The sequence below is a fragment of the Dorea hominis genome (assembly GCF_014287705.1).
GTDB classification, from domain to species: Bacteria; Bacillota; Clostridia; order Lachnospirales; family Lachnospiraceae; genus Dorea_D; species Dorea_D hominis.
The window spans coordinates 1-14,627 of sequence record NZ_JACOOY010000008.1 but is presented as its reverse complement, the minus strand read 5'-3'; the positions used below and the strand labels follow the sequence as shown (position 1 = coordinate 14,627).

Below are 14,627 nucleotides of genomic sequence, written 5' to 3'. Positions count from 1 at the left end.
GGATTGAAGAATTATATGGAAAAACAATTATAGGAAACACGAATATATAGAGTTGATTATCAATAATACCGATTGGTTAAAAAATCAACAAACCACTATAATGAAAGAATACCACTTGTACGAAAAAAGGAGGAAGGATTATGAGAGGAAGAATCCAGAAAGCACTTGCCGTTATGGCTGCTGTGGCAGTAACGGTAACATCCGCAGGAGTTGCATCTGTGGATGCACAGGCAGCAACTGTGAAACCGAAAAAATTGACCGTAACATCGTCGGTTTCCAGCAAAGTTATTGATGTGAAGGGGACAACAAAGATTTCTGTAAAAAGTGTCAGCCCGAAGAATGCAAGCAGAAGCGTTACATACAAGTCAAGTAATACGAAAATTGCTTCTGTATCCAGCAAAGGTACAGTAAAAGGAAAGAAAACCGGAAGTGTAACGATCACAGCAACATCCAAAGTAAACAAGAAAGTAAAAGCTTCTGTAAAACTGAAAGTAAAAGATCTGAAACCAAGTAAGGTATCCATTCCGGCAGCTCTCAGTCTTACAAATGGAAAGAAAGCAATTGTTAAGGCAACAGTAAGTCCGGCGGGAGTATATGCACCTGTAAAATTCAGTAGCAGCAATACAAAAGTTGCAACTGTATCTTCCACAGGAACGGTAACAGCAAAAAGTGCTGGTAAAACGGTAATTACAACAAAGCTGACTCAGAAAAACAGCAAGGGTAAATATCTGACAGCAAAAACAACTGTAACAGTAAAGAAAGCAGAGACAAAACCGGAAGAAGTTCCAAGCGCAAAGAAAACAGATGTATTTGTATCACCTGCATACATTAAGAGCGTTATGGATGGAAAACAGGAAGAATCCAAGAATTATGTGATTCTTGATACATCTACAGAGGCTGCGCCATATAATGAAGGACATATTCCAGGAGCTTATCACTGCTCTGTGCGTCAGGTAGAGTCAAGTACTTATGCGGCATATGCAAATAATACAATTGACTATACAGATGAGAATCTTGGAAATCTGCATGAGCCTGCAGAACTGGCTGCATTATTGAAAAAATATAATATTACAAAAGATACCATGGTAATCTTATATGGTGCACATCCGGCAACAGAGCGTGTAGCATTTTGTTTCCTGTATTGTGGAGTTGAAAATGTAAAAGTGTTAAATGGTTCGCTTACAAACTGGAAAAATGCAGGATATGAAGTAGAGACAAAAGTTAATACACCTGTAACAGATGCAAATTATGATTTCGGAACAACAGTTCCGGCACATCCGGAATATATTGTTTCCAAAGAAGAACTGAAAGATAAACTTGCAAATGATAAGAATTTCCGTCTTGTAAGTATCCGAAGCCTGGATGAGTTCAAGGGATTATCGGATGGAAACTATCCGATGCTTCAGGAAAAAGGTGAGATTGCCGGAGCAGTATTCGGACGTGCAGGGAATGATGCGAACACAATGGAAGAATATATGAATGCGGACGGAACTTTGATTTCTTATGAGAGATTCAAAGGTTTTATGGCAGATAGCTATGTATATCCGACAAATGAGGTGTGCTTCTTCTGTGGAACAGGATGGAGAGCAACAATGCCTCTTCTGATGGCATATGAAAAAGGCTGGAAAGTAAGTCTGTATGATGGAGGTTGGTGGCAGTGGACCAGAGATCTGGAGCACAATGCGATCCAGATGCTGACACCGGAACAGGCAAGAACATGCAGCAGCTTTGAGTATACAAATATGGATGTAAAACTTCAGGTAGGAGATACTTATAAGAATAGTGATATTCATATCTTCCCTGCAAGTGGAACACTTCCAACTGTACGTTTCAAATCTAACAATACCAATGTTGCAACTGTAGATGCAGATGGAAATGTAACAGCTGTTGGCGTAGGTACAGTGAATATTAAGATGATTGCAACAGATTTCTCAGGAAGAAATACATCTTACACTGTAACTGTCACAGAGAAGCAGGCAGTACAGAGCACAAAAAAAGCAGAGAAGACTGTGAAAACAGAAGAGCCTTCCCAGACAGATGCTCAGGCAGATGATAAATAAAAGAAGATTAAAACTGACTTAGAGATTAACACAAAAAGTGGTAGAAAAAGAACCGGCGCGTGTGTGCCGGTTCTTTTGTGCCATTACAGTCCAAATGAAGACAGTCTTCAATACTTGGGACATCGGTAAGTGTTCTTATAAAAATTTAGGATTCTACAATCCATCTACAGTATCAGTAGAGGAATCCGTTGTACCTGTCGAGTCTGTTGTGCCGCTGCCGGAAGAATCCGATGCGCTGTCCGGCGAACTATCCGTGGAACTGTCTGAGCCGGCATCTGATGAAGTGTCAGATGTGGTATCTGTCGTTCCGGAAGTAGAATCGGAACTGTCGCTTGCAGGTGTTTTAAATTCTCCGTTTGCAATCGCTTCGTTATAGTTTTTAATCAGATCCAGAAGTGCCTGATTCTGATCTCCTTCTAGTGGTGTCGGGCAATAATCGTTGCGTACTGATGTGGAAGAGATTGAGCAAGGAATGATATTTTCTTTCGCATTTTTCTGAACTTTTCCCTTTTTGAAAGAGAATGTCTGCTGATAGATCATCGTATTCTTATCAGCTGGGTTGGAGTTTCCGCCAAAACAAAAGTTTCCAAGACTGTAGACAATGGATTTGCCTTTGTAGTATTCAATACCCTGCAAAACATGTGGGTGATGTCCGATAACGAGGTCAGCACCCTGATCTACTGCCAGGTGTGCAAGTGTCTGCTGGTTCGTGTCCGGACTGGTTTCTTTTTCCGTTCCCCAGTGGAAATTTGCAATGATCAGATTTGCGCCGTGTTCTTTTAAAGCCTGGATATTCTGTTTTACCTGTTCTTCGCGATCCAGATGATCATTCAGTTCATAAATACCGGTAAGTCCGACTTTGATCTTGCCGATTTTAATGATATCAACGGTATCGTATCCGAATGGAGCGATACCGGCATCGGTCAGGTTTTTGATTGTATCGGTATAACTCTGTTCGCCGTAATCAGAGCTGTGATTGTTCGCTGTATTGGCAGCTTCTACCGAATTGTTTGACAGAATCTGTGCATATTCCGGTGGCGCCTTGAAGGCGTAACTTTTATTTTCTCTCGTTGTCTCTGTAGTCAGTGTTCCTTCAAAATTCACAATAGAAAGATCATCCTTTTCCAGAATGGATTTTACATTTTTGAAGAAATAATCAGCGCCGTATTGATTATAGTAAGCCGGCAGGCTGGTCGAAGAATCAAAATGTTCATCTGTACCAAGTGTACAATCTCCCATGGAACTTATAGTCAGGGAAGTTGTGGAAGGATTACTCTTTCCTTTGATCGTAAATTCATTCACGGTTACACCGGAAGTGTCAATTGAAGGTGCCTTCTTTTTCTGAGCTGTCTGTTCCGTCTTCGGACTGGAGCCGGTAATTGCATGTACAATTGCTTTGATTCCGGAAAAGATTCCAAAGCAGATCAGAAGCAGAATCAGAATTACAACAGCGCGTCTGACGTGAAGATAGATTCTTCTAAGCTTCCGTCGGCGGCGCCTCAGTCTTTGTCTTTCGTTCTTGTCCATTGTTTGTTCCTCTTTTTCATTCTTTTAAATAAGCGTTATAATGCGCATCCTGCCGGAGGTTTTTTACATGATGGGGAATGCAATTTCCTATCATATAAAAACAGGCAGCTTCTGAATACAAAAAGCCGCCTGCTGTTGTCCTGATCAGATCATTAATTTAAAAATGTGCAACCGTCAGTATTAACTGCGGATAAATCGTCTTTGGCAGCACTGATGCTTACATAAAAGTCAATGTTGCATTCGCTAGAGAGTTTTTTCAGTCGTTCGATAAATTCCGGAATATTTTCCAGAGAAATGTCAGCATGTTTTAAAATACCATCGATAAAGATACACTCGATATCATGGTTAGAACTGTACATACCATATAAGAATCCGATATATTCATCTGTGTTAGTAATTGTTGGAAAATCATCCATACAGATTGTACGGATATCAAATGCTACACTTGCTGTGTCGCGATGTGTTTTTTTGATAAAAACAACATTTCCGTTGCATCTCTTAGCCTGCGCATTAGCCTGCTCAATCATTGTTTGTGTTTTTCCGCTGCCTTTTGGGCCTGTTAATAAATTTACCATGGCAAACTCTCCTTTATGTATCAGATTTACTGAATAATATCAGTATGAGTACTTGAGCTTATTATACACGAAATGACGAAAAGGAACAACTATTTTTTAGATTTTTATATAAAATTCTGAAAATTGTACATACGACTTGACAACTGAAAAAACGTACACTAAACTAAACCGCATGAAAGCAAAGGCGCTTCGAGATTATTCTCGAAGCGCCTTTGCTTTCTGATAATCATTACAGGGATAAAGAACACAAAGGTGTGTTTTTTTGTATGTCGGCGACAGAAATCCATGCCTTTCTTTATTTCATGATTTTTCAGACAGGTAATGAGAGAAGGAGGACGATTATGACAAAAGAGATAATGACAGCAGTTACAATGACGATCGTGTTTAAAGTGGTCGATAGAACATTGGGACTTCGGGTTTCGGAAGAAGAGGAAATTATCGGTCTGGATGCAACGGAACATGGACTTTCTTCTGCTTATGCAGGATTCAGTTTAATGGATGTTACAGGCGCAGGTATGAATGTAAATGAAAATACAGAACTTGGTGAGAGCGATTATGATGCGGCATCAGAAGTACAGCGTGCAGCGGCAGTGAAGGTAACTACGCCTGTAGATGCAGAGACAGGTATTCATAAAGTTGTAATTATTGCAAAACTTTCCCGTTATGAAAAACTGAAAAATGCATTAAATACACTTGGCGTAACCGGAATGACTGTAACACAGGTTATGGGATGCGGTATCCAGAAAGGCGCCGGAGAAAAATATCGTGGTGTAGAAATGGATGTAACAGTGCTTCCGAAGGTAAAAGTTGAAGTAATAATAGGAAGTATTCCGGTTGAAAAAGTAGTAGAAACCGTAAAGAAAACATTATATACAGGACGTGTCGGAGATGGCAAGATCTTTGTTTACAACGTACAGAAAGTCATTAAAGTCCGTACCGGAGAAGAAGATCTGGATGCGCTGAAAGATGTAGAATAAAAAATATCGTTTTGGAGTGGTGCAATCTTAAGATAGGGGTTGACTTATTTTAACATTCTTCATATAATAGATGGGAATAACGCAGAAACGTTGAAGAGGAATATTAAGAGATCATCGTTTTTCAGAGAGCTGTCGGTTGGTGTGAGACAGCAAGCGTAATCTCCCAACTCGCCTCGGAGTTCTATTATTGAACAGGAGTAGATAATAGCGGGTCTTCCCGTTACAGAAGTGAATGAGTGCATCCGGTATATCCGGGTGAAGAAGAGTGGTACCACGGAAATCAAGCCTTTTCGTCTCTTAGAGATGAGGAGGCTTATATTTTTATATAATAAGAATTTCAGTTTCTATTATACAAAAAGCCTCCGGCAGGCTCTGAAGGTGGAAATCAAACATAAAAAGTTATTTAGAAAACAGGAGGAATGGAAAGATGTCAAAGATCCCTTATAATCATAAGGCAATCGAGAAAAAATGGCGCGAAAACTGGGAAAAGAACCCGGTCAATGTGACAACGAACGATGACGGAAGCAAAAGAGAGAAATATTATTGTCTGGATATGTTCCCATATCCATCAGGAAATGGACTTCATGTAGGACACTGGAGAGGTTATGTAATCTCTGATGTATGGAGCCGTTATAAATTGCAGCAGGGCTATTACATCATTCATCCGATGGGATGGGATGCATTCGGACTTCCGGCTGAGAACTATGCAATTAAGATGGGTGTACATCCGTCTATTTCCACAGAAGCAAATATTAAAAATATCAAGAGACAGATCAACGAGATCGCAGCTTTATATGACTGGGATCGTGAAGTAAATACAACAGATCCGAATTTCTATAAGTGGACACAGTGGATTTTCGTGAAGATGTTCAAAGAGGGCCTTGCATATGAGAAAGAGTTCCCAATCAACTGGTGCCCGTCCTGCAAGACAGGTCTTGCAAACGAAGAAGTTGTAAATGGTAAATGTGAACGCTGCGGAGCAGAAGTTACCAAGAAGAATCTGCGGCAGTGGATGTTAAAAATCACAGCATATGCAGACCGACTTTTAAATGATCTGGACAAATTAGACTGGCCTGAGAAAGTTAAGAAGATGCAGACCGACTGGATTGGTAAATCTTATGGTGCAGAAGTTGACTTCCCGGTAGAAGGAAGAGAAGAAAAGATCACAGTATATACAACCAGACCAGATACATTATATGGAGCAACCTTTATGGTACTGGCTCCGGAGCATGAACTTGCAAAGAGTCTGGCTACAGATGAGACAAGAGAAGAAGTTGAGAAGTACATTTACGATGCATCCATGAAGTCTAATGTAGACCGTATGCAGGATAAGGAAAAGACAGGTGTATTTACAGGAAGTTATGCAATCAACCCGTTAAATGGCGAGAAGACACCAATCTGGTTATCTGATTATGTACTTGCAGATTATGGTACAGGAGCAATCATGTGTGTACCGGCTCACGATGACCGTGACTTTGAATTTGCAACAAAATTCGGCATCCCGATCATCCAGGTTATCGCAAAAGACGGAAAAGAAATTGAAAATATGACAGAAGCATACACAGAAGCTTCCGGAACAATGATTAATTCCGGTGAGTGGAATGGTATGGAATCTTCTGTACTGAAAAAAGAAGCACCACACATTATCGAAGAACGTGGAATTGGTCGAGCTACTGTTAATTACAAACTGCGTGACTGGGTATTCTCACGTCAAAGATACTGGGGAGAACCAATCCCGATCGTACACTGTCCAAAATGTGGTAATGTTCCGGTACCGGAAGAAGAACTACCGTTACGTCTGCCGGATGTAGAGTCCTACGAGCCGACAGGAACAGGAGAATCTCCGCTTGCTGCAATTGACGAGTGGGTAAATTGTAAATGCCCGCAGTGTGGCGCTGATGCGAAGAGAGAGACAAATACAATGCCACAGTGGGCCGGATCTTCATGGTATTTCTTGAGATATGTAGATAACCATAACGATAAGGAATTAGTATCCAGAGAGAAAGCAGACGCAATGCTTCCGGTAGATATGTATATCGGTGGTGTGGAACATGCGGTACTGCATCTTTTATACTCCCGTTTCTATACCAAATTCCTTTGTGATATTGGAGTGATTGACTTTGATGAGCCATTCCACAAATTGTTCAACCAGGGAATGATTACAGGTAAGAACGGTATCAAGATGAGTAAATCCAAGGGAAATGTTGTATCTCCTGACGATCTTGTAAGAGATTACGGATGCGATTCCCTGAGAATGTATGAACTTTTTGTAGGACCACCGGAGTTAGATGCTGAGTGGGATGACCGTGGTATTGACGGAGTAAACCGTTTCCTGAAGAGATTCTGGAATCTGGTTATGGACAGCAAAGATGCAAACATCGAAGCTACCAAAGAGATGATCAAAGAACGTCATAAGCTTGCAAAAGATATCACAACCCGTCTGGAAAGCTTCAGCCTGAATACAGCGATTTCCGGATTTATGGAGCATAATAACAAACTGATCGAGATTGCGAAAAAAGCAGGCGGAATCGATACAGAGACATTATCTACAATGGCAGTACTGCTTTCACCATTTGCACCTCATATCGCAGAAGAAGTTTGGGAGCAGTTAGGTCATGAAGGCAGTGTATTCAAAGCCGGATGGCCAACATACGATGAAGAAGCCATGAAAGATGATGAAATCCAGGTACCTGTACAGATCAATGGTAAGACAAGAGCAGTTATCTCTATTGCAGCAGAAAGCAGCAAAGAAGAAGCGATTACAGCAGGAAAAGAAGCAATTGCAGACAAACTGACCGGAAATATCATCAAAGAGATCTATGTACCGAAGAAGATCATTAATATTGTAATGAAATAATAATTAAGAGGCCAGAACCCTTGAAATATAGGGAACTGACCTCTTTTTTTTGCTTTGTTGATACTAAAATGATACTAAAATCATAGTTTTTGAATTTTTGATACAATTTCTTTCTGGCTGTGCGGGAATAAATGCGAGTATATTTTTAAAGTAATATCCGGCGATTCATGCCCCAACCGATCAGCAACAAGAACAGGATTCGCACCGAGATTAATAAGCAGTGAAGCGTGAGAATGCCTAATGTCATGAACTCTTATTATTTCCACTCCGGCACTTGCTGCCGCTTTCTGTAGCGCGCTTCTGATGTATTGCGGACGCAAAGGGAAAAGCCGGGCTTCCGGATCTGGTTTATATAGGCGCCTGGAATATTCGCGTATTTCTTCCGCAAGAAATACCGGTATATCTATCGTTCTACAGCCTTTTTCCGTTTTGGGCGTGTTGATCAGATCTTTCCCGGTAATGCGGTAGTAAGTCTTATTAATATGAATTTGATTCTTTGCAAAGTCCACATCATTAAGCGTCAGGGCGAGAAGCTCACCCTCTCGCATTCCGGTATAATATAAGATCTCAAATACTGTAAAGTACTGGATGTTGTTCCGGAGCTGATCAATAAATAGTTTGTATTCGTCAGGGGTCCAGAAAGACAGCTTGCGCGTCTTCCTGCTGCCTATCTTCTTTCCGCAAGGGTTCTTTTGAAGTCCCACGTAATCAACAGCATAATTAAAAACAGATGATAATACAATATTAAGCTGATTCATATAAGTATCGCTTAAGTTTTTGGATAGGATTTCATTTTGCCATTCTGCTATATCTGCCGGAGCAATGTCGGACAGAACCTTGTTTTTGAAGAATGGCAGGATATGCTTTTCTATCATTGGTAGTTTGGTGGCTGCAGTGCTTTCCTTTACCCTTGGGATATAGTAAGCCTTGTACTTCTCATACAAGGCTATAAAAGTAATATCCGGGCTTTTGGCGAACTGATCCAGGAATATTCTTTCCCACTCTTTAGCCTCTCGCTGCAGCTTAAACCCTCGTTTTAACTTCTGGCGCTTCTTCCCCGTCCAATCCGTGTAATAGAATTTACAGTACCAGGTGTTATTTTTATCGTCTTTATAGCTTGGCATTTTTCTATATTCTCCTTTTTCTCTTAAACCGGGCAAGGCGTGAGAAGTGAAAAGAATATAAAGTTTTAGCGTCGTGTTTCGCGACGTTATTCTCAAATCTGGGAAAAATATTAGTTATTCCTGGATTAATCGGGGTTATTCCGTTTACTTTTTATATATTCTGCAAAACGTCTAATTTCTGTAAGTTCTTCGTCTGTATATTCGTTTCCGTCAAAGTGCGTTGCGCGAATTCCTAAAGGTGGATAACTCCCATATTTTTCAAGTATTTCTTCTTGCTCTTTAGTTAGGGGCTCCGCTGTATAAGCTGGAGCGATTTTTCCAGAAACTAATTCATTTGTATCTATATTAAGTTCCTCGGTGATTTTTGTTATATTGGTGACTTTAGCATTAGAAATACCTCTTTGAAAGATACTAGCAAGCGTAGTATAAGGAATCTTGGTTATATCTGAAAAACTTTTTAGGCTGCCGTAGCGTTTAATTATTAATTTTCGTAATTCGTCTTCGATGTATCCCATTTTCTACCTCCTTGTATGAATAATATTAACACGCAAGAAAAACATTATCAAACAAAAATACGAAAAATCATAAAAAATTATTGACAAATACGAAAATTAGTATATCATAATAACCAATACGAAAAATCGTATTGAAAAGAGGTGATACAGAATGAAAATCGACAGGAAAAAATATTTACTTGCTCGCGCCAATGCGTGCATGAGTATTAAAGACCTTGTTGCCGCTGGTATTCCACGGGATACGCTTTACAGAGCAGAGCGGAAGAATGTCCGACCAGAGACAGCCGGAAAGATTGCTGAGGCTCTGGGCGTTGATGTAACTGAAATCATTGAAAACTAATCACAACGGGCAAGGCGTGAGAAGTGAAAAGAAGCAAAGGAGGAATAACAGTGAAAAGCGTATTTTATTCAGCGCAGGAAGTGGCTGAGTTGATCGGCTGCAGTCCTTCCAAGGCATACGAAATCATTAGGAAAATGAACGCAGATCTTGAAAAAGGCGGCTACGTTGTAATGCGTGGCAGAGTTCCAATAGCATACTTCAATGAGAAGTGCTACGGAGGTTCAGCCAATGCCGGAGAATAATCGAGATTCGTTCCTTGCTCAGTTCAGAGATCCGGAGCGCCTGACTCTGACAAGGCGAACATTTGTTAAAATGTACGGCTACGAGCTGAGTTATCCGGGAACGACAGCGGAAGCGATTGCCTTACTGAAAGAAGCAGGCTGCAGCAGGGCAGAGGAGTATTACAACGCCACTGTAGCAGAACAGGAACAGAAGCAAAATGAAATGTATAAAAGCGTGGCCGTATGGCTTAAGGCGCGGAAAGATGAGGGAGTGAATAAGTGGAAGAAAAAGAAACAGAAAAAGCAAGAAGCGGAACCGGTGCAGACGTCCGGGGACTGGATACAGGGGATGTATTAGAAAAATTTACGGAGTATCCGTTGACAGATATTGGAAGCTCTAAACTATACGCGGATATGTTCAAGAATAAGTTGCGTTTTGTCCGTGAATTGGGAGTGTTTTACTACTATAACGGTAAAGTCTGGATAAAGGACGTGAACGGAGTTTATGCGAAAAGATTAGCAAAGAAGTTTGCAATCAATTTGATCGAGAAAGCGAATAGGATAACTGATGATGAAATGCGCGAAAAGTATGTGAAGTATTACAACAAATTCAACGGATACAATCCACGGGAAAAACTGGTAAAAGATGCGCAATCTGTATATTTTATAGAGTTTTCAGAGTTTGATAAAAAATCATATCTGTACAACTGTCAGAATGGAACTTTCAACTTGAAGACGGGAAAGCTTCAGGAGCACAACGCAGACGATCTACTAACGCAGATCTCCAATGTTGCATATGATCCAAAAGCAAAGTGTGAACGATGGGAACGGTTTATTGATGAAGTCATGAAAGAAGACCGGGCAAGCAAGAACCTCCTGCAGATGATTTCCGGGTACTGCCTTTCTGGTACGACACAATTTGAATGTTTTTTCATGCTTTACGGAAAGAGCACAAGGAACGGAAAAGGAACTTTTAACAGTACCATGATGAAAATGCACGGAGATTATGCAAAGGTTCTAAACCCTGAATCCCTGACAGCAAAGAGCTTTTATAGCAATAGCGAAGCACCTAATGAGTCAATCGCAAACCTTGCCGGTGCGCGTTATGTGTGCGTATCCGAACCCGGTGAAAATATGGTGTTGAACTCTGATCTTGTGAAAACGCTGACTGGCGGCGATCCGATCAAGGCGCGTTTCCTCCGGCAGAACTCTTTTACATATATACCGGCGTTTAAGATTGTGATCAACACAAATTTTTTACCAAAGATATTGGATGACACAATTTTTTCAAGTGATCGCTTGATCCTATTGAATTTCAACGCACACTTTGACCAGGACAGCCGGGATAATACCTTAAAAAGCAAGCTGATAAAGCCGGGAGCGTTGAGCGGTATATTCAATTGGTGCTACGAAGGTTATAGGATGTTAGATAACGCTGGGAAGTTTGAAATTCCTGCAAAATCAAAGGCTTTATTTGATAAGTACCGGGACGAAAGCGATTTAATAAATGAATTTATTAGGGAGTGCCTTATTAAGTCTGAAGGCGCAAGAACAAAGTTCAAAAGCGTATTTGATGAGTATAAAAACTGGACGAGAGATAACGGGTATAAACATTGTGGACGCCGTAAATTTAAAGAAAAGCTTGAAAATAGAAATATTAAAATAAAAGACTATATAGGTCAAGATAACGTTTTTGAGTATGAACTTAAAGAGCACCTGTGGTAATGGAAAATGGAAAAATAACACCTATTTTTTAATAACGCCTATAAAGAAATGAAAAAAAATATTAATGAAAAAATGCCTTTATTTTTCCATATCCCATATGAGTGAATGATGAAAGGAGTGAAAACATGAAAGGAGTTTTACCATGTAATGCGGAAATATATGCAGTTTTTGACTGTGCCCCGGAAGAATGTATAAGAGAGCGAGTAGTAGCGTTTGGCTTTGATAATTTTGATAAGTCAGGCTATCCAGCAGCTTTCATTTTTGATGATGAACTAGGATTGTGCGAAGCGGGCACAATAGAGAATTTTAAATGTTTTGAATATAAAGAAAATGATCGAATAGCGGACGCCTTGGAGCGGATCGCTGATAAACTGGACATGCTGGCAGAGACAGGCGCGGAGATCGAGCAAGATCTTAATACCCTGGCAGAATGTACCGGATACATAGCACCGCCAGTATATGCGCCGGCAGAAGCCAAGGGAGCGCATTACTTGCGCATTGGTGGAAGTGTAGACGCGGGATAGTAGGAAGGAGAAAAAAATGATGTATAGAATTGTAAACAAAGAATTGGGAATTGCAAGTTGTAGTCTGGCAGAGCTGACAATAAAGCAAGTACAGCGCTTTCTTGGACAATGGGAACCGGGATCTAATATAGGAAGTCTTATTTTATTCTATGATGAAAAAGCCGATATGATCGTATTGAACAGCTCCAACAAGAAATATGATGCTTGGGTAGATATTGTAGAAGCTTATTTAATCGCAACAGGAGAAAACAGGAAGAAACTTCAAGAGATGCTATTTGAATACTCGAAAGATGCGGGAGAAGTTTTAAATAATTGTATTAGATGCAGGGCTTACAAAGAAAAGAACTTTCAAGCGTGCAAAAATATAACAGATGATGCGCAAAGAGATTACATTAATTACATTTTCAGCAAGTATGATCCTTATGCAGCTGTATGTATTGCGTATCGCGCCGGCGTTATTTATGGTAAGCGAGCAGAACGGAAGAAGAGAAGAGCGGTGTAGGACGGTCTTAAGAATACTATACATAACATACCTGAGCCGCGAGCCCCGGCGTTACAGGGGTATATAACCGCCCTTCCGGGAACGGTGCTACCAACACCAGAACCGGACGGCGGGAACAAAAAAGAAAGGAAGATAATAATCATGTGGTTTAGTCAATTATTTTTAAAAGTAGATAGCGGAGTAAGTATTGAGTTATACAAGGAAGACAACAGCGGGAAAGGGCTGTTCCTGGGAGAAGTACGCAGGGCAAACAGAGTCCCGGACGCGATCTGGAATAGTAAAGTATACCGGATATTCCCGGTAGACGCTCGCACTATGTGCGCTTTTATTGAGGAGTGCGCCGATGATTAAGATCAGAATATCTTATGAACAGGATCAGGAGCTTGAAGCGGTTAAAGAGCTTCTTACTCCGGTGGTGGAAAGGGTCAAGATTCAGCCGGCAAAAGGGAAATACAAGAGGGCTTATATTTGGGCGGGAACTATTGGAAATTTGAATGAATTTGAAGAATAGGGGGTGCATGCGTGCTAAATTCAAAACAGAAGAAATGCATTGAAATGATGGCATTAGGCGACCGGACACAAAAAGAGATAGCAGAGCAACTGAAAGTCACGGAAGCTACAATTTGTAACTGGAAGAAGAACGAAGACTTTCAGACGGAATACATAGAATTTATGCGGCAGAATTTGAGAGGGGCGGTAGCAAAAGCTTTTAACACGGAGCTACAGTTACTTAATGCAAGAAGTGAGATGGTGCGGCTGCTGGCGGCAAAGGATGTGCTTGACCGTGCAGGCTTCCGGCCGGATGACAATGTAAATGCTAATATCGATACAGACTTACACATCACGATTGACTACGGAGACTAAAGCGGGTATAATAATACTGCAATATGCAAGTACCGCACCTTAAAGGTGTAAGCTGATAACACGGCGTGGGAATAGTTTAAATACTGTTCCTGCGCCTTTTTTATTGGCGTGGCTGGTATTGCACATATTCTACTATTTCTCCTGAAGCGGTGGGCGTGCCTGGTAGGACGTACGTCCACCGGATAAAAGAGGGATAGAATATCGCGTGAGGTGCTACGGTAAAAGCATGAATGAGCCGGGAGGCATAAAATCGAAAGGGACTATGAACATGATGGAATTACTTAGAAAGCTGCAGATATTCGCAGACGAGGGCGCAGAAGGTGGCGCAGATGGTGCAGGGGCTTCCGCTGCAGAAGATCAGGAAGGAACACAGGGCGACCAGAGCGGATCCGGAGAAGGCGAACCGGGACAGGAACCGGAGAAGAAGTACACGGATAAAGACCTTGACAGGATCATAGCAAAAAAGATCGCTGCTGAACGAAAAAGAATGACGAAGTTGTTTAATGATGATCAACAGGAAAGCGATTTAGATAAAAGAGAAAGGGACGTGCTGAGGCGGGAACTCAGAGCAGACGCAAAAGAGCGTCTTGCAAGTGAGGGCTTACCGGTTGCGCTGGCTGATCTGATCAACTACAGTGACAAGGAAGAAAGCGAGAAGAGTTTAGACGAAGTTACAGCCACTTTCAGAGCGGCAGTTGCGCAGGGCGTAAAGGACGCGCTAAAGGGCAATGCTCCAAGGGTGAGCACTGGAGGCAGAGCAACAGAGTCGGACTTGATCCGGTCAGCATTTGCCAGGAACGCACGTTAGAGGTAAAT

The 14,627-nt window shown here is 41.2% G+C and carries 16 protein-coding genes, 1 pseudogene and 1 other annotated feature; of the genes and pseudogenes, 13 read left to right on the top strand and 4 right to left on the bottom strand.

Annotated elements, in window-relative coordinates; translation table 11 throughout:
* Nucleotides 1–140 precede the first annotated feature (140 nt).
* Entirely contained in the window at nt 141–2,060 is a 1,920-nt protein-coding gene (locus tag H8S07_RS07555; RefSeq protein ID WP_186855779.1) for an Ig-like domain-containing protein, read from the top strand.
* A 153-nt stretch (nt 2,061–2,213) separates the two neighbouring features.
* Here the strand turns inward: H8S07_RS07555 and H8S07_RS07550 are convergent, their stop codons facing one another.
* Nucleotides 2,214–3,587, bottom strand: coding sequence for a CapA family protein (locus tag H8S07_RS07550; protein ID WP_186855778.1), 1,374 nt, complete (start codon nt 3,585–3,587; stop codon nt 2,214–2,216).
* Between the two features lie 152 nt (nt 3,588–3,739).
* A complete protein-coding gene (locus tag H8S07_RS07545; RefSeq protein WP_117536725.1) occupies nt 3,740–4,162 on the bottom strand; it encodes an ATP-binding protein in 423 nt (140 codons plus the stop codon).
* Nucleotides 4,163–4,521: 359 nt separating this feature from the next.
* Between H8S07_RS07545 and H8S07_RS14630 the strand changes: the two are divergent.
* Together H8S07_RS14630 and leuS are read left to right on the top strand one after the other, a co-directional pair.
* Nucleotides 4,522–5,139: pseudogene (locus tag H8S07_RS14630) on the top strand (P-II family nitrogen regulator); the annotation flags it as partial.
* A gap of 81 nt (nt 5,140–5,220) precedes the next feature.
* Nucleotides 5,221–5,440, top strand: a binding site (T-box leader).
* A 126-nt stretch (nt 5,441–5,566) separates the two neighbouring features.
* Nucleotides 5,567–7,996 carry a leucine--tRNA ligase gene (leuS, locus tag H8S07_RS07535; protein ID WP_117536723.1) on the top strand — a complete coding sequence of 810 codons (2,430 nt, stop codon included), beginning with the start codon at nt 5,567–5,569 and terminating at the stop codon, nt 7,994–7,996.
* Between the two features lie 80 nt (nt 7,997–8,076).
* Here the strand turns inward: leuS and H8S07_RS07530 are convergent, their stop codons facing one another.
* A complete protein-coding gene (locus H8S07_RS07530) occupies nt 8,077–9,120 on the bottom strand; it encodes a site-specific integrase (protein ID WP_186855777.1) in 1,044 nt (347 codons plus the stop codon).
* Nucleotides 9,121–9,245: 125 nt separating this feature from the next.
* Nucleotides 9,246–9,635, bottom strand: a complete 390-nt coding sequence (locus tag H8S07_RS07525; RefSeq protein WP_186855776.1) for a hypothetical protein — start codon at nt 9,633–9,635, stop codon at nt 9,246–9,248.
* Between the two features lie 151 nt (nt 9,636–9,786).
* Here H8S07_RS07525 and H8S07_RS07520 point away from each other — a divergent pair, with 151 nt between their 5' ends.
* The 10 genes from H8S07_RS07520 (at nt 9,787) to H8S07_RS07475 (ending at nt 14,619) form a co-directional block, all read left to right on the top strand.
* Nucleotides 9,787–9,975 (top strand): helix-turn-helix domain-containing protein, encoded by a 189-nt coding sequence (locus H8S07_RS07520; RefSeq protein ID WP_186855775.1) that lies wholly within the window; start codon nt 9,787–9,789, stop codon nt 9,973–9,975.
* 50 nt (nt 9,976–10,025) lie between these two features.
* Complete coding sequence (locus H8S07_RS07515) at nt 10,026–10,217, top strand: MerR family transcriptional regulator (RefSeq protein ID WP_186855774.1); 192 nt, start codon at nt 10,026–10,028, stop codon at nt 10,215–10,217.
* Nucleotides 10,204–10,554 (top strand): hypothetical protein, encoded by a 351-nt coding sequence (locus H8S07_RS07510; RefSeq protein ID WP_186855773.1) that lies wholly within the window; start codon nt 10,204–10,206, stop codon nt 10,552–10,554. The genes H8S07_RS07515 and H8S07_RS07510 overlap by 14 nt, the downstream gene beginning before the upstream one ends.
* Complete coding sequence (locus H8S07_RS07505) at nt 10,476–11,921, top strand: DNA primase family protein (protein WP_186855772.1); 1,446 nt, start codon at nt 10,476–10,478, stop codon at nt 11,919–11,921. The genes H8S07_RS07510 and H8S07_RS07505 overlap by 79 nt, the downstream gene beginning before the upstream one ends.
* 125 nt (nt 11,922–12,046) lie before the next feature.
* Nucleotides 12,047–12,445, top strand: coding sequence for a hypothetical protein (locus H8S07_RS07500; protein ID WP_186855771.1), 399 nt, complete (start codon nt 12,047–12,049; stop codon nt 12,443–12,445).
* 16 nt (nt 12,446–12,461) lie between these two features.
* Nucleotides 12,462–12,947, top strand: coding sequence for a hypothetical protein (locus tag H8S07_RS07495; RefSeq protein ID WP_186855770.1), 486 nt, complete (start codon nt 12,462–12,464; stop codon nt 12,945–12,947).
* Nucleotides 12,948–13,088: 141 nt separating this feature from the next.
* On the top strand, nt 13,089–13,298 hold the full coding sequence (locus tag H8S07_RS07490; protein WP_186855769.1) for a hypothetical protein: 210 nt from the start codon (nt 13,089–13,091) through the stop codon (nt 13,296–13,298).
* Complete coding sequence (locus H8S07_RS07485) at nt 13,291–13,458, top strand: hypothetical protein (protein ID WP_186855768.1); 168 nt, start codon at nt 13,291–13,293, stop codon at nt 13,456–13,458. Before H8S07_RS07490 ends, H8S07_RS07485 begins: the two co-directional genes overlap by 8 nt.
* 11 nt (nt 13,459–13,469) lie before the next feature.
* The gene (locus H8S07_RS07480; RefSeq protein ID WP_186855767.1) at nt 13,470–13,811 is read left to right on the top strand and encodes a phBC6A51 family helix-turn-helix protein; all 342 of its coding nucleotides are present in this window, start codon (nt 13,470–13,472) and stop codon (nt 13,809–13,811) included.
* A 268-nt stretch (nt 13,812–14,079) separates the two neighbouring features.
* Nucleotides 14,080–14,619 carry a capsid assembly scaffolding protein Gp46 family protein gene (locus tag H8S07_RS07475; RefSeq protein ID WP_186855763.1) on the top strand — a complete coding sequence of 180 codons (540 nt, stop codon included), beginning with the start codon at nt 14,080–14,082 and terminating at the stop codon, nt 14,617–14,619.
* Nucleotides 14,620–14,627 lie beyond the last annotated feature (8 nt).